Raw genomic sequence first — 15,772 nt, 5'->3', positions numbered from 1 at the left:
AATATCCCATATCTGATTTATTTATCGCCGAGTGGTCCGACGCTTCGGAAGCCCTGGGGCGATGAAACTTTTGGGCAGTTGAGCAACGTTCAAGCCGATCCTGAGATAAAAGAGAAAAGTGAACCAAAGGGGGCGTCTAGCTTTGAGTGGTGTTGACCCTTTTCATTGATATCTGGCTCGGTTGTCTGCAAGCGCCTTAAGTCGTTCAAAGATAAAATCAATGTCTAGAATCGAGTAACGCTTTTGCACCGTCCAAACCCCAGAGGTGACCTCTTGCTTAACCTCGATATAGTCGAGACCGAGTACTTTGGCAGCATTCCCAGCATTCGTCGGGTGCAGGGAACACCCGGTTACTGCCTCGAAACGTTCGACAATTTCAGTAGCGCTAAGGGTTTCTTCATGCGATTTGATTGAGCGAAATGCAGGAGTTTTCTGTGTCATGGCCCCAATCCTTATAATTCGGCCCTGACGGGCCATGAGCGCTATACCAATAATGAAAGCTAAAAAATCGGGACAGATTTGAATGGCACTTACTTGGCAGCTAACCACTTGAGCTGAAGGCAAAAAATGAAGAAGGGCGGGTTTTGGTCCCCATTTTTGTGTCCCATTTTGGGTCGTTGCTGCATAGGGTCGATGACCCGTTGCAGGTCAGCCTCACGGCCGATCAGTTTGGCCCGGGGCGGCGCCGGTTACAGACCACCGGCGCAGGCCCTTTGCATCATAGAAGTTTTGCACGGTCGTTCAAGCACGGCACGGGCAGAGTGCGAACCTCACCCCTTTATTTCCCCCTTGCGAATGGCAATCTTGATGGCCTGAGCGGTAGTGGCCACGCCAAGATGCCGACGAGCCGAACGCAGGTGATTTTCCACCGTGCGCCCGGACAAACCGAGCGTGGCGGCGATGTCCGACTGACGTCGACCGGCGGCGACCCACGCCAGCACTTCGCGCTCACGGTTCGACAGTTTGCCGGTCGTCTCCTCCAGCGGTGCTTCGAGCAATCGCCGGGCGGAGTAAAACGCCACCGAGGCGAGCATGCCGAGCGCCAGACGAATCCGCGCAGAGGCATCGATCTGTTCGCCCCCCAGGCTCATGGCACCTTCAAGCCCTTGCGGGCCGAAGACCGGAATCTGTAATCCGTGCACACCAGGGCCACTCGGCACGCGAACCATCCGATAAAGTTCGCCGTTCTCCTCCTGCACTTTGCTCCAGAAGAAGGATTCGCGGGCGTCCAACAGATGGCGTGTCACGGGGCAGCGTTGAACGTAGGTCTCGGCGTCGACGCCAATACCGTCGCCAAACCAGTCGCCTTCCACCCAGTAAATGCGCTCGACCACGTCCTCCGACGCCGAGGTGGCGGAGAACAGGACGAATCGATCGTAACCATACGCCCCGGCGAAACCACGGACGACCTTCTGGATCGTCGCCAGCGTGGGCGCCGCCTCGATGTCGAGGGCGGCGCGCAAGAGTGCCTCGGCAGGTGCGGGACTCACCCCGGCGTGACCTCTTTCAGAAGCGCGGCCGCCGCCAGCTTGCCCAGTGCGTTACCCGCCAGCGGACTGTCACCGGTCAGCAGTTTGCGATCCTGAAGCGTGGCCCCGGAAATGTCCTGGTTAGTGATTTCCACACCGAGCGCCTGCAACTGCTCGCCGAACTTCCAGGTCAGGTGGCCGGGCATGTAACCGATGTCGGGGGTCGTCGCATCCAGGGCATCAGGAAAGGCGCAAATCCGGTAACCGTTGAAGATGCACGAGTCTTTTGTTTCACCGAGGCCGGCCGCCAGCAACGCCGCCGGGCCGTGGCACAGAGTAATGACGAATTTGTCCTTGGCGACGGCCCATTGCAGGATCTTTTTCACGTCCTCGCTTTCCGGCAGGCCGATCAGCGCGCCGTGCCCGCCGGGAATGAACGCACCGATATAATCCGAGTCCTCGCCCAGCGCTTCCTCGATCACTTGGGACAGCTTGAGTGGACGCTTGAACTTGTCGCGGTATTGCTCGTAGAAGCCCTTCACTTCGGCGTCTTCGGAGGGCATGGCCCAGAATTCGAACTTGACCGGATTGCCCGACAGCGTCGCGACATCGAAGCCGAAACCGGCCTTGTCGAGGTGATACATCGGCAGCAGCGTTTCAACCGGGTGATTGCCCGTGGAGAACATCGTGCCGTTGTCGGTCAGCAGATAGCGCTCGTCCGCGCCGATCATCAGAATCTTCCAGCGCCCGCCCTTGTAACGGTTCGGGTACTCGGCATCACTGAGATCGGATTTGGGCGAAGTGAACTGGCTGAGGGAATACGGCGAGGGGAAAAACGCATTGTCCTCGGCCGGATCGGGGGTTGGGCGCTTGTCATCAGTCTGCGTGGTAGCCATGCTGCTCTCCATCGAGTGGGTCAATGTCGGAGTTCATGCTAGTAAGGCGTCAGCGTTACAACAATGAGGGTTTTCCCTCAAAAGATCATGCACTGAACCTGCGGCCCCTCAATGTGATCGATAAGTGGCAGAATCCCCCGTTACCTCTAACATGGCGACTCATTCCCCCTTAGATTTATTTTTGCCAGCCATGACAATGCCGACAAACAAGAAAAGAATAATGATCGGCGGAAAAGCCACGCACAGAGCAATTGCACCAAGTAATAACACTCCCCCAATTACCACACCTATCATCTCCCCCAAAAGAGGAAGCAACATCTTAAAAACAACGATAGCCAAAACAATTGCAGCAATCACGACAATAACCATATGCAACCCCACACAACGCAACGCGTTTTAAATCACACTGATGCAAAGGTCCGCTTCAAGCGACCTGCTCCGTTTTATGTCAAAGGTCATTTATTTTAACGATCCTGACAAACCAACAACCCTGAGAGCAGGATTACTTAAAAATATATCTATCCTGCCTCACTCGGATAGATCGGCACTTTAGAAACGCAAACCCCAGCGGTACAAAAGATCGCTACATTTACTACATAGAAAAAGTATGGGGCTTGGTATGAATACACTCATGATGATTTCTTTTTGAGCACCAGCTTACCGCTTTCATATGAAATCTCTTCATAGTCCTTAAACAAGGCAATTATGAGTGCTAATCCAATCGACGCAGCTGCAATAATGGCGGCGATTTCAAGCCCGGTCAGCGCGGCGACCGGGGCTGCGGCGAAAAATGAGAGGCCTCCGGTCAATGGCGTGGCAACAAGCGCTGCTCCCAAAGCGGCGAGAGTGATCGAACTAGCAAAAGCAATCTTCTTTCCACGCTTGACCTTGTCGGCGAGTTCCCCCTGAACAACAATCTGCTCCACACCCGACTTTCTAGCTGTAGCCAGTTCGTCCTTTGTTCTAACAGTCACGACGTTCATATACATCCTTATGCAGCCGATATAGATCCTGGGCATCGCATGAAGCTCCAGGGCTCGGCAGATGATGGCATCTTGCCTGCAAAGCGGCAATGCAGCTGAGCAATCGGCTATTCAAGCAGGCATGATTGAGCGCACACGTGCATCGCCAAGACGGGTGGCACACAGATCACATTTCAGCTATCGGCAATAGGCGGTCGACAGGGTAGCGGCCCACTAGCCGGACTTGTATTCGTGGCGTGAACCGCTCTTGGAAATCTGCGCCGCCTTCCCCATCAGCAATCCGATGCCGCCGCTACTGAAGCAAGCCCTTCAGCTATTGGAAGAACACGGCTGTGTCCGGACACGTCGCGATGGCATGCGCTACATGACCCTGCATCCGGAACCTGAAAACAGCGATATTGCCACGACAACCTTCTATGTCCCGGATCCTGCCCTTACTGCGCTATGGACCCGAAGTGACGATCCCGAAATGAATCACCGACTAACGATATGCTTGAGAACCGGTGGTGACGGTTTGTGGGCCGGACTGTGGCGAGACGACAACGGACAGCAACGAATTGTCCATCCAGGTTCCGGGTCAGGATCAGACATGCTCTGTGTCTTAACCGACAACGTGCAGGACCTATTGCGCCTGCTGGCTATCGGGTACGACGAACTCTGCTGGCCAGAGCAGTTCCAGCTGGCGCCTGAAGAAGTGCGTGAAAAAGAATACGGCGATGACGATTACCCGCCACCGCCGCTTCTGTTACGGGCCCATGTAGAGCGAACGCTTGGGTTGAGCATTCCGGTGAGAGCATCGGAGCTTGTTCGCGATACTGAAAGTATGGATGCGCAGGAATCGGGCGATCCGTTTTGGAATTGGCTGAAGCGGGTTGGTGGGGAGTAATCGTTTTTGTTCGGGCGTCAGCTTTCCGCCAAAAGCTGCCGTTTATGTTCATGAGCGCGTTGCGTTGAATCAGAATTCTGAACGATCGATCAGTGAGCCGTTTACTCACGAAAATTAACGGTTTGCAGCCCTGAGTCATAGAGCCGAAAGTACGCCCTGATACAGCACCGGACCAGTCGGCTGTCCTGTTGGCGATCCACCCTCGGGTTCAAGACTGATGGCCAACGTGATGGACTCACCAATAAGCGCTTTCTGCGCACTGCCCAACTTGATCTCCCCGTCTCCGCCTGGGGGTATCACCCCTAGCGAAACAGGCTTTCCATCTGAAGGAATAACCCACATTTCCAAGCTACGATTTTTTTCTATCTTCGCCAAAGCCAGGGGTTTGATTTTTAGATAATTCTCGTGCGCTTCAATGCTCATCCACGACTGTGCGTCGGCACTACGCAACGTTGCACTGTAGCGAACTTCGTCACGGTTATAGATAACGCTCAGTGTTACTGCTGCAACCAGTGAACATGTTGCAATCGTCACCCGGAGCCAGCTCCAGAATGGTCGCTTCACAGGCAACTGCATTGTTTGCGGATCTATACGCGCCGTAACTCCGCGCCATACACGATCCGGTACAGGTGATTCAGGCAGAGACTGGGTAAGGCTCGCAAGGCTTTCCCGCCATTGCGAAAGTTCTGCGCGAAGTTCCGAGTCCTCCAGTAAAAGCTGCTCAAAGCGCCGGCGTGCAGCTGGTGGCATTAACCCAATGGCATAATCTGCGGCAAGTGCGCGACGAAGACTTGGAGTTTGGTAGTTCATGACTCGAGGCACCTGCGCAACCGCTCCATGCCTCGGCGGATCCAAGACTTTACTGACCCGAGCGGTGCCGACAGGTGCTCGGCCAGCTCTGAACAGGAAAGCCCTTCAAAATAAGCAATGGTGATTGATTGACGTTGCATCCCTTCGAGCTCATCTAGGCACCGATTCAATGAAGTGGTCTCACGGGAGCTGTTCAATTGTTCATGTGCCGAGGGGCTGTCGTCTACCAGCATCTGCGCGTCGAGATCACTCAGCGGACGTTCGCGACGCTTTCGCAATTGGTCGATGGCCTGATTTCGCGTGATATTGATCATCCAGGTCATCGGCGCCGACAGTTGCGATTGGTAGCGTGAAGCATTGTTCCAGATACGCACAAAACTTTCCTGTAGCACCTCCTCAGCCAGATCTGGGCGTCCCATGAACCGCAGCGCCACGCCATGCAGACGCGGACTCACGCTACGATACAGCGCTTCAAAAGCGCGTCGGTCACCCAGAGAACACTGGGCTAGAAGGTGTTTGAGTTGGTCAGTGTCGGCGATGGGAATAGCCTTTCTCCAAACGATTGGGTCGTGAGGTCCTACAAGTCGATTGCAGCCAGAGGTTAGCCCACGGCGCGCGGTTGTTCCATTCACGGGTGGGCTCCTCGGAAGACTCGCCGGTCATGCTGAAATCGACCGGCGACGCCGGTCAACTTTTCGGCATCAGGACTTTGTCGATGACCTGTATCACACCGTTCGACTGGTATACGTCATAAGTACTGATGTCGGCGACGTCGCCCTTCTCATCTTTGATGGTGATGTTGTGCGGACCATTCATCATTGCCCACAGTTTTCCGCCCGAGACGGTGGTCAGTTCGGTCTTGCCACCTCCGGCCTTGATCTTTTCGGCAAGGGTGGCCATGTCCAGTTTGCCGCTCACGACGTGGTAGGTAAGGATCTTGGTGAGGGTTGCCTTGTTTTCTGGCTTGAGCAACATATCGACCGTTCCTGCGGGCAAAGCAGTAAAGGCTGAATTGACCGGTGCAAACACAGTAAAGGGCCCTTTTCCCTTGAGGGTGTCGACAAGACCGGCAGCTTTCACAGCGGCGACCAGGGTGGTGTGATCGGCCGAGTTCACTGCGTTGTCGACGATGTCCTTGTTCGGCAACATGCTTTGACCGCCGACCATGACGCTGTCGTGACTCATCGATGCAGCATGCGCAGCGTTGAACACTAATCCGCTACCTGCCGCCAAGGTCAGAAGGCCCGCAATCAATTGCGTTTTGATCGAAATGCGTTTCATCGTGATGATCCTTTGTGAGGAAAATCGGCCAGGAGATTCTGTCCGTGCTTGATATACGCGGCGGCGTTCGGATTGGATGCAGTAGCACTCTTTTTTTCGCAGAAATTGCGAGTGAGCGATCCAGTGACCACCACTCGTTAGGCAAGGTGGCTATAACCCCGGCTGACTAAATCTGGAAATAAATCAGTCCCCTTTTTGTTGATGAGAATCCGTCAACGCCACCCACACGTATCCATTTGGGTTTCAGACTGGGACGTTACCATCTACGGTTTTTGCTGGAGTCGCTTGAGGAAATCGGCGTGGACCACGTCATTCTCAATCTCAAATATGGCAAGCGCCCTGCGGCGGAGGTTATCGAGGAATTGGGTACGCACATCGTTGCGCAGTTCGGAGTGCAGCCGCGTCCGGCAGCGCATTGAACATCGGTCACTGCTACGCCGACGAATGCTCACTTGACGAAACCATAAGGTGTCACGGCGCGGATGACCTCCGGTTCTATATCAATGATGGAGATCTTCGCGCCATGAGCGACCGGTGCCCGGCAAACAATCTACCCTACCCAGCCTAAACCCGTGATGAGCACATTGCCTTGCAGATTCTGTGCGGCTTCCACGCCGTCCATGGACTCGATTTGCGCGCGTATCCTTTCACTTATACCGAGCGCGCGAGCATGGCATGAATCCTGGACACGGCACTTTAGCCATGACATTTATCTTCAATACAGGTGTTTTGATTGATCACCGCCCGGAACAGCAGCAGGCCCAGGCTATCCTGATTTTCACCAAATACATCGTGGGCCTCCCAGTACTGACTGGAGCTTCCTATGGGGTTTGCTTAGCCGGGTAGCTTGGCCGCAAGGACGTCAACCTTCTCGATTGATGGCGGTTCGGCAAACAGCTCGGCAGCGTTTGCCATAAGCGCCGCCGCGACCTTGCCCGAAAGATGAGCCTGCCGGCCCGCTTCATCCGGGAATGCGTCAAAGATGCCAAAGGTAGACGGCCCCAAGCGGATTCCAAACCAGGCTGTAGTGGCTGGCTCCTCCTCCACTAAAGGAAGGCCGCTCAAGAGAAAGCGCTCCACCTCTTTCTCTTTCCCAGGTTTTGCTTCCAGACGAACGAACAGCGCTACTTTGACCATGACGTGGCTCCTGTTGTTACGATGCGGCTGGTGCTATCTGGTCGCAATAGCTAAAAGGGGCATCCGGCTATTAACTATGGTCGACGACACCAGGATTACAAACCCAAAGAGACCAAGGGTAGCGTCGCATGTCGCTCGGACACTGAGAATGACGTAGTAGGCAGCGCGCAAACCGCAGACCAGCCGCGTGATCACTTTTCCCGAGCTGTGGCCTGATAATCAAGACTCAACGATATCTGAAATTTAGGAGAACATAACAGATCATGGTGACTGTCAAGCCGACCAATATGTACTCGACACGCGGTAGAAATATAACTAACCCACCTAAAGAAAACACGATCAAGGTGTTTTGCAGTATTTATTTCCTTATTCGACTCACAGCTATGAAATAGCCATATTGCTTCCCCAGGAAAAACAAGGCCATGCCGGTGATCGACATAATCTGAAAATCGCGTATCGCAATGTCGTTCAGGATCGCATGCCTAATCAAATTTGCCAGAAGTGCCAGCCCCATAAAAAGAAAAAGGTGCGAGTAGATCAAGGCGTGCCCACTCATACTGCTTTGATGTTTGTTCAATAAGTAAAAACTATCAAAATAGATCCACCAGACACTGCAAATCATGATAAATCCGGTGATGGCCGCCATCACATTATAATAACCCCATTGAATGTTAGATAAGCCTCCGGAAAGGCTAATAATTGACTCCCCCAATAAGATTAGGGTGAGTAGACCTATGCGCTCAACCAAGTGTTCCGTGTGTGCTGGCAACGGTTTTAGTTTAGTCCAGAAAAATACAGGAAACAGAATATCAAGAACAATCCCAATATAAGCAACAAGGTAACGCAAGGGCGGGTCAAAAATAACGGATGAAAGGCTAACAACTGCGCTAACTAATAGGGCGAAACCAAGCCTTGAGGAAAGTTCGCCGCGAGAATCGAGTTTACTAATGGATGAAATGTACATAACACTGATGATCGCTCGTATTCCAAAATAGCAGGCAATAATAAGCGGGTAGTTCACTTCCAGGTCTTCTCCGATCCGTGCCGATAGCACAATGAGCAGGAGCATTATAAATAATGTTGCCAAACGGTGAAGATTGCTGTCTGTATCGAACCTGTTGGAGTAAATCGTGTGACTGGACCAGATCCACCACAACGGTACAAAAAGCAGTAAGAATGTCCATAATTGTTTATGTTCAAAGTGCCCGTCATGAACATGTCCGAGAGTGTGCGTAACCTGGCCTATCGTAACAACGAAAGTCAGGTCAAAAAACAACTCCAACCATGTGGCGTGCCGATTTTCTTCATAATACTTCAAAGATTTCATTAGTTGCCGGCTCCGTGTCCACCTCTTTAATGTAAAAGGAAGTTAACGTTGGTTTTTCCTCGGCTCCGATGTGGGTGATGCCAAGCCGATTTGGCTCTCTAGCGATTTCGTCCACGCACTAACAAAAGCTCAATCATCTGACTCATCCCGATAAACTCTGGAACTCCGTCATAGCGAAGCCCGTCAATGTAAAACGCTGGGGTGCCATTCACGCCACTGCGTACACCTCCATTGAAATCGGCTTGTATTTTGGGAATGTAAGTATCCTCTTGCATTGCAAGATCGAATTCCTCCCTGGAAAGGCCGTGTTTGAGAACGATGGCGCGATACAGCGGCAGGCCCAATCGATCCTGATTTTCGTACAATTCGTCGTGGGCCTCCCAGAAGAATCCTCGACTCCCGGCATACTCAGCGGTGACCGCTGCACCCAATGCATGGGGGTGAGCGGTGGTCAGAGGGAAATTACGGAACACAAACAGCAAGTCATCGCGAAAATGCTGTTGCAGATTCTTGACCATCCAATAAGCTTCACCGCAATAGGGACATTCATAGTCGCCAAATTCGACCAAGGTGACCTTGGCATGCGCACTTCCCTGGCGATGGTCGTTGGCACTTACCGGGACTTTGAGAGTGGCCATGTAATCACCTGTTAATTTTTGATTGGCGTGCCTTGTGGCGAATTCGCCAGAGCATCCAGCGCATCCAGAATGCCGTCCGCCCCAGGGTTGATTGCCATTGGTGAGACGTAGCTCCAGGCGACCACCCCCTCCTTGTCAATCACGAACAGTGCCCTCTTACAAACTCCGAGCTGGGACTCGTACGCTCCATACTGTCGTGCCACCGCCCCTTTGGGCTCGAAATCGGCCAGCAGGCTGAAGTGAAAATTCCTATCTTTGGCAAAGGCCTGATGACACCAGGCGCTGTCAACCGAGATACCCAATAGCACCGCACCGTATTCTCTGAAGGTGGGTAACAACTGGTTGTACAAGGTCAGTTGGTCACCACACACCGAAGTCCAGTCAGCGGGATAAAACGCCAGTATCACGGGGTTCCCCTTTAACTCGCGCAGCGACAACTGTTGATCTGGGGTTGCGTGAAGAGTGAAGTCGGGCGCGACAGTGCCGGCCGGCAGCGGACCCTGAACCAGGTCGCCATTGGTTTTTTGTGCATCATCGAACTCTAAAGTATTCATTGCTTGAACCTTGATAGATGGGTGGTTGGGACGTGCTCAGTGGGATGCGACGTGCCCGGCGGGATAACTCCATCCACCATCAAGGGGTTCAAAAAAAGACAACGCTGCCTCGATCTCAGCCTGAGCCTGAGTGATTTCGGCAGCGAAACGTTCACGTTCCGCATCAAGGAACACAAGAAGATCCGCCGTGTAATCGCGGAATTGGATTAGGCCAGGTTGGCAGGGGAATGGTCAGATTCGCTCTGGCTCACCAATGACTATAGTCGTTGATGACGCTTACCGTAGTAGCTGAACGATTTTTCGCTACCCTCCAGTGCCAACAACACTCGCGCGCTTATCTTGCTGCCATTTCAGGCGGCGTTTTAACACGATGATTTTGGCAGCTATTTCGCCACTTCAGACGAATCTACATCTGCTTTCTGGACGACAACTGCTGCCCATTACGACAAGCAGAAATCGACCAGAGGCAGACACTGAAACCGCCTTCAGGTCGACAGAATGAAGGTTGATATGGGAAATGCTCTGGACAAACGAGTCGTTGTCATTAGTGCCGGCATCGTGGGCGCTTCGCTGGCGTATCACCTGGCTGATAAAGGCGCGAATATCACCTTGGTTGAGGCTGAAGGTAATCAAAGATGCGGCTCGTGCAGCGATGGTGCTGTACCTAACGAATAGTCGAGATCGGTCTTCGGGAAGCTGAGCGGTAGCCTTTGCGAATATTGTCATTGACCGCTTTTGGCCGATAGCGGACATTTATGAGCGCCCGAAATCGGCCTCACCCCTCAACAACCCGCCCCGCAACCCACTCCCGACTATACCCAAGCACCCTCCCCGCCAACCCCAACGGAAAATGAATCACCCCATGCGCCGTTTCCGGCAACAAATGCACTTCAACCTCAGCCGCCCTACCCCAACGCTCAGCCAACTCAAGCGTGTCATCCCTGAGCGGATCCAGTTCCGCCGCAAACATCAACGCAGGTGGAAACCCGGTGAAGTCACCGTACAACGGAGACAACGGCGCCTGCCGGCGTTCTTCATCGCTCAATCCCAGCGTAAGCATTTGCAGCGCTTCAACCATGCCAGGCCCATCCAGCAGCAAGGTCTCGGGCCCGGCGTTGCGTACGCTGGGGGTTCCGGTCAGGTCGTAGACGCCGTAGTACAGCAGCGCCCCGCTCACCCGTTTGAGCAAGTCCGGCCATTGTTTGAGTTGCAGCAGGGTCGCGGCGGCGAGGTGGCCGCCGGCCGACTCGCCCACGACGATGACGGGCAGGTTCGCAAACTCGCGGCAGTCATCGCTCAGCAGCCAGCGTGCCGCCGTGAGGCAGTCCTGCATGACGCCTTCGATCGGTGTCGAGACCACAAGCCGATAATCGACGGAGACCACGGCCACGTCGCAGGCTTTCACCATGGCGATGTTGAGGGGATCGTTCATCTGCGCGTTGCCGATGACCCAACCACCGCCATGAAAATCCAGCACCACGCCTTTGGCCTTTGTCTTTGGCCGAATGATCCGCACCGGCACTGATGCGCCGTCGACGCCCACCACTTTGCGTTCGGCCTCGAGCCCGTGCTTGAGCAACTTTCTTGCGCCGCCCAATTGGCTGAGGCGCAGCAGCAACTGAATCACTCGCGGCGTGATGCGATTGCGGATGCGAAAGCGCGGCAGACGGGCGAGTTTCCTGTTGAATGCGCGCAATTGCGCCAGCTCGTTTTCGTCTGCGGGCCAGTCCATTGATGTCTTCATTTCGTCCTTTTTATTCGCGGTTGTTGCGCAGAATGGAAAAATTCAACGCCGCCGCGACACACAGCCATGCCAGATAAGGGAACAGGATCAATCCGGTAATCACGTCCAGGCGCAAGGCCAACACCACCATCGCGGCGACCACCAGCCACAGCAGCGTGATGATCAGCATGCCGGCGAAGAGTCGATGTGCGCCGAAGAACACGGGTGTCCACAGGGTGTTCAATGCAATTTGCGCCGCCCACAAGGCGAGTACCGTTTCGCTGCCGGGCGTCAGGGTCAGACGATAGCCGACCCACGCGAGCAAAAGGTAGATCGTTGTCCAGGCAACGGGAAATACCCAGTTGGGGGGTGTGAAGCGTGGTTTGATCAGCGATTCGTACCATGGGCCCGGTTGGAAAATCATCCCGGTGCTCGCTGCCGCACCGCAGGCCAACAGGAAAATTAGAAAGGTCATCGTCTGTCCTTGGCTGATATCAGCGCATTGGGTCTGTTCCTGCTTGGATGCCCGGAGCCACGTAAAAAGTTCATCGGCCGTTATCTCGCATCGCTGATAGGAATAGGCAATGCTCAAAGACTAACCGACATAGGTGGGCGCTTGTTCGATGGATACCATGGGCTGAAACCCATTCACCGGAGCCTGTCATGACCACCACCAAGACCCTTTTCATTACCGGCGTCAGCAGCGGCTTCGGCCATGCGCTGGCCAAGGAAGCACTCGCGGCCGGCCACCGCGTCATTGGCACCGTGCGCAAGGAAGCCGACTTGCACGCCTTTCAATCACTCTCCGTGGATAACGCTTACGGGGTGATGCTGGATGTCACGGACTTCGACCGGATCGATGAAGTCATCGCGCAGGTTGAAGCGACGCATGGCCCGGTCGATGTGTTGATCAACAATGCCGGTTACGGTCACGAAGGCCTCTTCGAAGAGTCGCCGCTGGAAGACATGCGCCGCCAGTTCGACGTGAACGTGTTCGGCGCCGTTGCCGTGATCAAGGCGTTCCTGCCCTTCTTTCGCAAGCGGCGGGCGGGCCACATCATCAATATCACCTCGATGGGCGGCACGATCACGATGCCGGGAATCGCTTACTACTGCGGCAGCAAGTTTGCGCTTGAAGGCATCTCCGATACGCTGAGCAAAGAACTGGAGCCCTTCAATATCTTCGTGACTGCCGTCGCACCGGGTTCATTTCGAACCGACTGGGCCGGTCGCTCGATGCAGCGCACACCGCGCAGCATTGCCGACTACGACGCCAGTTTCGATCCGGTGCGCAAGGCGCGTGCAGAAAAGAGCGGCAAGCAACTCGGCGACCCGCAAAAAGCAGCCCTAGCGATGTTGCAGATCATCGCCAGTCCGACCCCACCGGCACACGTGCTCCTGGGCAGTGACGCGTTGAGCCTTGTGCGTGAAAAGCTCAAACACGCAGGCGACGAGATCGATCAGTGGGAAGCCTTGACCCGCTCCACCGACCACTGAGCGGCCAATAGAGAGAACGCAATGAAGCAGGCCGACGCAGACACCTCGCGCATGGTGCAGCTCATGGAAACCCTCGCACCAGTCGAGGGTTATAACCTCAGTGCGCTTGAGGGCGTGCGTTTCCTGCGTTCGAACCGGCCACTGACCCGCACACCGGTGCTGTACGACCCGGGCATCGTGATCCTCTGTCAGGGCCAGAAACGCGGTTATCGGGGCGATGACGTCTACGTTTACGACGCCCAACATTATCTGGTGGTGTCCGTGCCCATCCCCTTCACCATGGAAACCGATGCCACCGAGGCCGAGCCGATGCTCGCGATCTACATGCACCTCGACTTCCGTTTGGCCAGCGAGTTGATGCAGCAAGTGGATGACCTTCACGGCCCCAACGACGCGCAGCCCAAAGGCATGTACGCCTCACCGATGGACGACAAGCTCCGCGCTTCGACGTTGCGTTTTCTCGAAGCGATGAGTATTCCGAGGGACGCGCAGATACTGGGGCCATCGCTGCTGCGGGAAATCTACTACCGCATTCTGACGGGCGAACAAGGCGGCTCGATGCGTGCCGCGCTCAATCGACAGGGTCATTTCGGCAAGGTGACCCGGGCGATCCGCAAGATCCACAGCTGTTATCAGGAACGGCTAGACGTCGAGCAACTCGCCCACGAAGCCAGTATGAGCGTGCCCAACTTTCACCTGCACTTTCGCAGCGTGACGGATACCTCTCCGATGCAATATCTGAAGTCGACACGTCTGCATCAGGCGCGGCTGTTGATGCTGCGCAACGCCATGACCGCTTCGGCAGCGGCGTTCAACGTGGGTTATGAAAGCGCCTCGCAATTCAGTCGCGAGTTCAAACGCTTCTTTGGCAGAACGCCGCAAGCGGAGATTGAGTGGATGAAGGCGACGTACGCCTTGCCTGCGCCGACTACGCCCTCGGAGTATGTTTCGTCGCATTAGCTGGCAGGCTTTCCACGCTCGCCAGCCTTGCGCCGGCATACTTTCGCAAGCGTTCCAGATTCCAGCTCGCAACCGCAAATGGGTCAACCGGCTCGACACGGCAAGGGGCACGACGTAAAACGTTCAGACGCCCAGCAATCGCCGGGTGGTCGTCATCGCTGTGTCCAGCGACTGCCCCGTCCGTTGCAACTTGTTCAACAGGCTGGCCCCCAGCCAAAGCTGATACAGGGTTTCCGCCAGTTGCCGGGCATCGCCGTCGGGCAGGCTTTGATCGGCCTGGCCCTGTTCGATGCAAAAGGTGATGCGCGCCACCACGCGCTCGGCGCCATCACGCAAGGTCAGGCGCATGGCCTCGGACAGATCGGCCACCTCGGCACTGAGCTTCACCACCAGACACTCGTCACCGTGCCCTTCCAGCGTGCAGCGATCCTGCCAGCCCTGCCAGTAATCCATCAGTCGCTCGCGGGCACTCAGGCCGGGCAGTGTCAGGCGTCGCTCCATGTCGGCCAGGTAACAGACGAAGTAATCCTCGAGCAACGCCTGTCCGTACAGCTCTTTGGATTTGAAGTAGTGATAGAACGAGCCCTTGGGCACACCGGCGGTTTGCAGGATCTCGTTCAGGCCGACACTGGTGAAGCCCTTCTCGGCCATCATCCGGTGGCCGGTGTCGAGCAGGTGTTGGCGGGTGTCGTCGTAGGTCGGTTTCATCGGGGCGCAGATTACCAGGCAATAGACCAGTCGTTTAACTCGAAGGAACGGGAGTTTGCCACACCGGTCCATGAAAAACATGCGGATAAAAAATTACTAGACGACTGGTCTAATTGGAAACTATGCTGCGCCCCGACAAACCTTTTCCCCGGTGTCGATCGTGTGCGAATCCCTCGCACAGCCACGACACCCGTCCCACCCAAGGTGCTCTATGAAAATCTTGATGGTTCTGACTTCCCACGATCAACTCGGCAACACCGGCAAGAAAACCGGCTTCTGGCTCGAAGAGTTCGCCGCCCCCTACTACGCCTTCAAGGACGCCGGCGCCGATATCACGCTGGTCTCGCCCGCCGGCGGCCAGCCACCGCTTGATCCGAAAAGCGACGAACCCGACGCCCAGACCGCCGAAACCGATCGATTCCGCAAGGATCCGGCGGCGCAACACGCGCTGGCGAACACCGGGCGCCTGGCCGATGTCAGCGCCGAAGATTTCGATGCGGTGTTTTATCCAGGTGGCCACGGCCCGCTCTGGGATCTGGCCGAAGACAAGCATTCCATCGCCCTGATCGAGGCCTTCGCCCGCAGCAACAAACCTCATGGTTTCGTCTGCCACGCCCCGGGTGTACTGCGGCATGTGCTCGGCGCCGAGGGCAAACCCTTGGTCAAGGACCGTGACGTCACCGGTTTCACCAATTCCGAAGAAGCAGCGGTCGGTCTGACGGATGTGGTGCCGTTCCTGGTCGAAAACGAGTTCCAGCGCCTCGGCGCCCGTTATTCCAAAGTCGCCGACTGGCAGGTGCACGTAGTGACTGACGGAAAACTGGTCACCGGTCAAAACCCAGCCAGCTCCGCCGCTGTCGCCGAAAAACTGTTGAAGCTGCTCGGCTGACTTTTCAGCCGTCA

The 15,772-nt window shown here is 55.3% G+C and carries 19 protein-coding genes and 3 pseudogenes; 6 read left to right on the top strand and 16 right to left on the bottom strand.

Annotation, left to right across the window (positions count from 1 at the left end):
* Positions 1-162: 162 nt before the first annotated feature.
* From NE357_RS11555 to NE357_RS11535, 5 genes are all read right to left on the bottom strand, one after another.
* Positions 163-441 carry a hypothetical protein gene (locus NE357_RS11555; protein WP_169429955.1) on the bottom strand — a complete coding sequence of 93 codons (279 nt, stop codon included), beginning with the start codon at positions 439-441 and terminating at the stop codon, positions 163-165.
* A gap of 329 nt (positions 442-770) precedes the next feature.
* The gene (locus tag NE357_RS11550; RefSeq protein WP_169429954.1) at positions 771-1,490 is read right to left on the bottom strand and encodes a PA1136 family autoinducer-binding transcriptional regulator; all 720 of its coding nucleotides are present in this window, start codon (positions 1,488-1,490) and stop codon (positions 771-773) included.
* Positions 1,487-2,365: a glyoxalase III HchA gene (hchA, locus tag NE357_RS11545; protein ID WP_169429953.1), complete on the bottom strand. Its 879-nt coding sequence runs from the start codon at positions 2,363-2,365 to the stop codon at positions 1,487-1,489. The genes NE357_RS11550 and hchA overlap by 4 nt, the downstream gene beginning before the upstream one ends.
* Before the next feature lie 159 nt (positions 2,366-2,524).
* Positions 2,525-2,734 carry a hypothetical protein gene (locus tag NE357_RS11540; RefSeq protein ID WP_207867519.1) on the bottom strand — a complete coding sequence of 70 codons (210 nt, stop codon included), beginning with the start codon at positions 2,732-2,734 and terminating at the stop codon, positions 2,525-2,527.
* 260 nt (positions 2,735-2,994) lie between these two features.
* Entirely contained in the window at positions 2,995-3,348 is a 354-nt protein-coding gene (locus NE357_RS11535) for a hypothetical protein (protein WP_169429951.1), read from the bottom strand.
* 247 nt (positions 3,349-3,595) lie between these two features.
* Here NE357_RS11535 and NE357_RS11530 point away from each other — a divergent pair, with 247 nt between their 5' ends.
* The gene (locus tag NE357_RS11530; RefSeq protein ID WP_169429950.1) at positions 3,596-4,234 is read left to right on the top strand and encodes a hypothetical protein; all 639 of its coding nucleotides are present in this window, start codon (positions 3,596-3,598) and stop codon (positions 4,232-4,234) included.
* Positions 4,235-4,369: 135 nt separating this feature from the next.
* On the opposite strand, the gene NE357_RS11525 is transcribed toward NE357_RS11530, so the two are convergent.
* From NE357_RS11525 to NE357_RS11515, 3 genes are read right to left on the bottom strand one after another with little or no spacing between them, the layout of a single operon-like run.
* Positions 4,370-5,044, bottom strand: coding sequence for an anti-sigma factor (locus tag NE357_RS11525; RefSeq protein WP_169429949.1), 675 nt, complete (start codon positions 5,042-5,044; stop codon positions 4,370-4,372).
* Complete coding sequence (locus NE357_RS11520) at positions 5,041-5,676, bottom strand: sigma-70 family RNA polymerase sigma factor (protein WP_169429948.1); 636 nt, start codon at positions 5,674-5,676, stop codon at positions 5,041-5,043. The genes NE357_RS11525 and NE357_RS11520 overlap by 4 nt, the downstream gene beginning before the upstream one ends.
* Positions 5,677-5,731: 55 nt before the next feature.
* Complete coding sequence (locus NE357_RS11515; protein WP_169429947.1) at positions 5,732-6,325, bottom strand: fasciclin domain-containing protein; 594 nt, start codon at positions 6,323-6,325, stop codon at positions 5,732-5,734.
* A gap of 197 nt (positions 6,326-6,522) precedes the next feature.
* On the opposite strand from NE357_RS11515, the pseudogene NE357_RS11510 reads away from it, so the two are divergent.
* Positions 6,523-6,744, top strand: a pseudogene (locus tag NE357_RS11510) (LLM class flavin-dependent oxidoreductase); the annotation flags it as partial.
* Positions 6,745-6,782: 38 nt separating this feature from the next.
* Here NE357_RS11510 and NE357_RS11505 read toward each other — a convergent pair.
* The 5 genes and pseudogenes from NE357_RS11505 to NE357_RS11485 all read right to left on the bottom strand — a co-directional run.
* Positions 6,783-6,965 (bottom strand): annotated as a pseudogene (locus tag NE357_RS11505) (monovalent cation:proton antiporter-2 (CPA2) family protein); the annotation flags it as partial.
* Positions 6,966-7,159: 194 nt separating this feature from the next.
* The gene (locus tag NE357_RS11500) at positions 7,160-7,462 is read right to left on the bottom strand and encodes a putative quinol monooxygenase (RefSeq protein WP_025569629.1); all 303 of its coding nucleotides are present in this window, start codon (positions 7,460-7,462) and stop codon (positions 7,160-7,162) included.
* A gap of 358 nt (positions 7,463-7,820) precedes the next feature.
* On the bottom strand, positions 7,821-8,789 hold the full coding sequence (locus NE357_RS11495; RefSeq protein ID WP_249314392.1) for a low temperature requirement protein A: 969 nt from the start codon (positions 8,787-8,789) through the stop codon (positions 7,821-7,823).
* A gap of 98 nt (positions 8,790-8,887) precedes the next feature.
* Positions 8,888-9,427 (bottom strand): DsbA family protein, encoded by a 540-nt coding sequence (locus tag NE357_RS11490; protein ID WP_070086726.1) that lies wholly within the window; start codon positions 9,425-9,427, stop codon positions 8,888-8,890.
* Positions 9,428-9,438: 11 nt separating this feature from the next.
* Entirely contained in the window at positions 9,439-9,981 is a 543-nt protein-coding gene (locus tag NE357_RS11485) for a redoxin domain-containing protein (RefSeq protein WP_169429946.1), read from the bottom strand.
* A gap of 510 nt (positions 9,982-10,491) precedes the next feature.
* Here NE357_RS11485 and NE357_RS11480 point away from each other — a divergent pair.
* Positions 10,492-10,605: pseudogene (locus NE357_RS11480) on the top strand (FAD-dependent oxidoreductase); the annotation flags it as partial.
* A 151-nt stretch (positions 10,606-10,756) separates the two neighbouring features.
* Here NE357_RS11480 and NE357_RS11475 read toward each other — a convergent pair.
* Together NE357_RS11475 and tspO are read right to left on the bottom strand one after the other, a co-directional pair.
* Complete coding sequence (locus NE357_RS11475) at positions 10,757-11,725, bottom strand: alpha/beta hydrolase (protein WP_169429945.1); 969 nt, start codon at positions 11,723-11,725, stop codon at positions 10,757-10,759.
* A 10-nt stretch (positions 11,726-11,735) separates the two neighbouring features.
* Positions 11,736-12,179, bottom strand: coding sequence for a tryptophan-rich sensory protein TspO (gene tspO, locus NE357_RS11470; RefSeq protein ID WP_169429944.1), 444 nt, complete (start codon positions 12,177-12,179; stop codon positions 11,736-11,738).
* 188 nt (positions 12,180-12,367) lie between these two features.
* Here tspO and NE357_RS11465 point away from each other — a divergent pair, with 188 nt between their 5' ends.
* Complete coding sequence (locus tag NE357_RS11465; RefSeq protein ID WP_169429943.1) at positions 12,368-13,201, top strand: oxidoreductase; 834 nt, start codon at positions 12,368-12,370, stop codon at positions 13,199-13,201.
* A 21-nt stretch (positions 13,202-13,222) separates the two neighbouring features.
* Positions 13,223-14,161 (top strand): AraC family transcriptional regulator, encoded by a 939-nt coding sequence (locus tag NE357_RS11460; RefSeq protein WP_169429942.1) that lies wholly within the window; start codon positions 13,223-13,225, stop codon positions 14,159-14,161.
* 123 nt (positions 14,162-14,284) lie between these two features.
* Here NE357_RS11460 and NE357_RS11455 read toward each other — a convergent pair whose 3' ends face one another.
* Entirely contained in the window at positions 14,285-14,869 is a 585-nt protein-coding gene (locus NE357_RS11455) for a TetR/AcrR family transcriptional regulator (protein WP_169429941.1), read from the bottom strand.
* A 211-nt stretch (positions 14,870-15,080) separates the two neighbouring features.
* On the opposite strand from NE357_RS11455, the gene NE357_RS11450 reads away from it, so the two are divergent.
* The gene (locus tag NE357_RS11450; RefSeq protein ID WP_169429940.1) at positions 15,081-15,758 is read left to right on the top strand and encodes a type 1 glutamine amidotransferase domain-containing protein; all 678 of its coding nucleotides are present in this window, start codon (positions 15,081-15,083) and stop codon (positions 15,756-15,758) included.
* Positions 15,759-15,772: the final 14 nt, after the last annotated feature.

It is taken from the genome of Pseudomonas sp. G7(2022) (genome assembly GCF_052660475.1).
The sequence above is the reverse complement of the archived record's forward strand: the minus strand, read 5'-3'. Positions and strand labels throughout refer to the sequence as shown.

Excerpts from the sequence above, each read along its gene's own strand:
- NE357_RS11555 (WP_169429955.1), bottom strand. The coding sequence starts at position 441 with ATGACACAGAAAACTCCTGCATTTCGCTCAATCAAATCGCATGAAGAA.
- hchA (WP_169429953.1), bottom strand. The coding sequence starts at position 2,365 with ATGGCTACCACGCAGACTGATGACAAGCGCCCAACCCCCGATCCGGCC.
- NE357_RS11540 (WP_207867519.1), bottom strand. The coding sequence starts at position 2,734 with ATGGTTATTGTCGTGATTGCTGCAATTGTTTTGGCTATCGTTGTTTTT.
- NE357_RS11535 (WP_169429951.1), bottom strand. The coding sequence starts at position 3,348 with ATGAACGTCGTGACTGTTAGAACAAAGGACGAACTGGCTACAGCTAGA.
- NE357_RS11525 (WP_169429949.1), bottom strand. The coding sequence starts at position 5,044 with ATGAACTACCAAACTCCAAGTCTTCGTCGCGCACTTGCCGCAGATTAT.
- NE357_RS11515 (WP_169429947.1), bottom strand. The coding sequence starts at position 6,325 with ATGAAACGCATTTCGATCAAAACGCAATTGATTGCGGGCCTTCTGACC.
- NE357_RS11500 (WP_025569629.1), bottom strand. The coding sequence starts at position 7,462 with ATGGTCAAAGTAGCGCTGTTCGTTCGTCTGGAAGCAAAACCTGGGAAA.
- NE357_RS11495 (WP_249314392.1), bottom strand. The coding sequence starts at position 8,789 with ATGAAATCTTTGAAGTATTATGAAGAAAATCGGCACGCCACATGGTTG.
- NE357_RS11490 (WP_070086726.1), bottom strand. The coding sequence starts at position 9,427 with ATGGCCACTCTCAAAGTCCCGGTAAGTGCCAACGACCATCGCCAGGGA.
- NE357_RS11485 (WP_169429946.1), bottom strand. The coding sequence starts at position 9,981 with ATGAATACTTTAGAGTTCGATGATGCACAAAAAACCAATGGCGACCTG.
- NE357_RS11475 (WP_169429945.1), bottom strand. The coding sequence starts at position 11,725 with ATGAAGACATCAATGGACTGGCCCGCAGACGAAAACGAGCTGGCGCAA.
- tspO (WP_169429944.1), bottom strand. The coding sequence starts at position 12,179 with ATGACCTTTCTAATTTTCCTGTTGGCCTGCGGTGCGGCAGCGAGCACC.
- NE357_RS11465 (WP_169429943.1), top strand. The coding sequence starts at position 12,368 with ATGACCACCACCAAGACCCTTTTCATTACCGGCGTCAGCAGCGGCTTC.
- NE357_RS11460 (WP_169429942.1), top strand. The coding sequence starts at position 13,223 with ATGAAGCAGGCCGACGCAGACACCTCGCGCATGGTGCAGCTCATGGAA.
- NE357_RS11455 (WP_169429941.1), bottom strand. The coding sequence starts at position 14,869 with ATGAAACCGACCTACGACGACACCCGCCAACACCTGCTCGACACCGGC.
- NE357_RS11450 (WP_169429940.1), top strand. The coding sequence starts at position 15,081 with ATGAAAATCTTGATGGTTCTGACTTCCCACGATCAACTCGGCAACACC.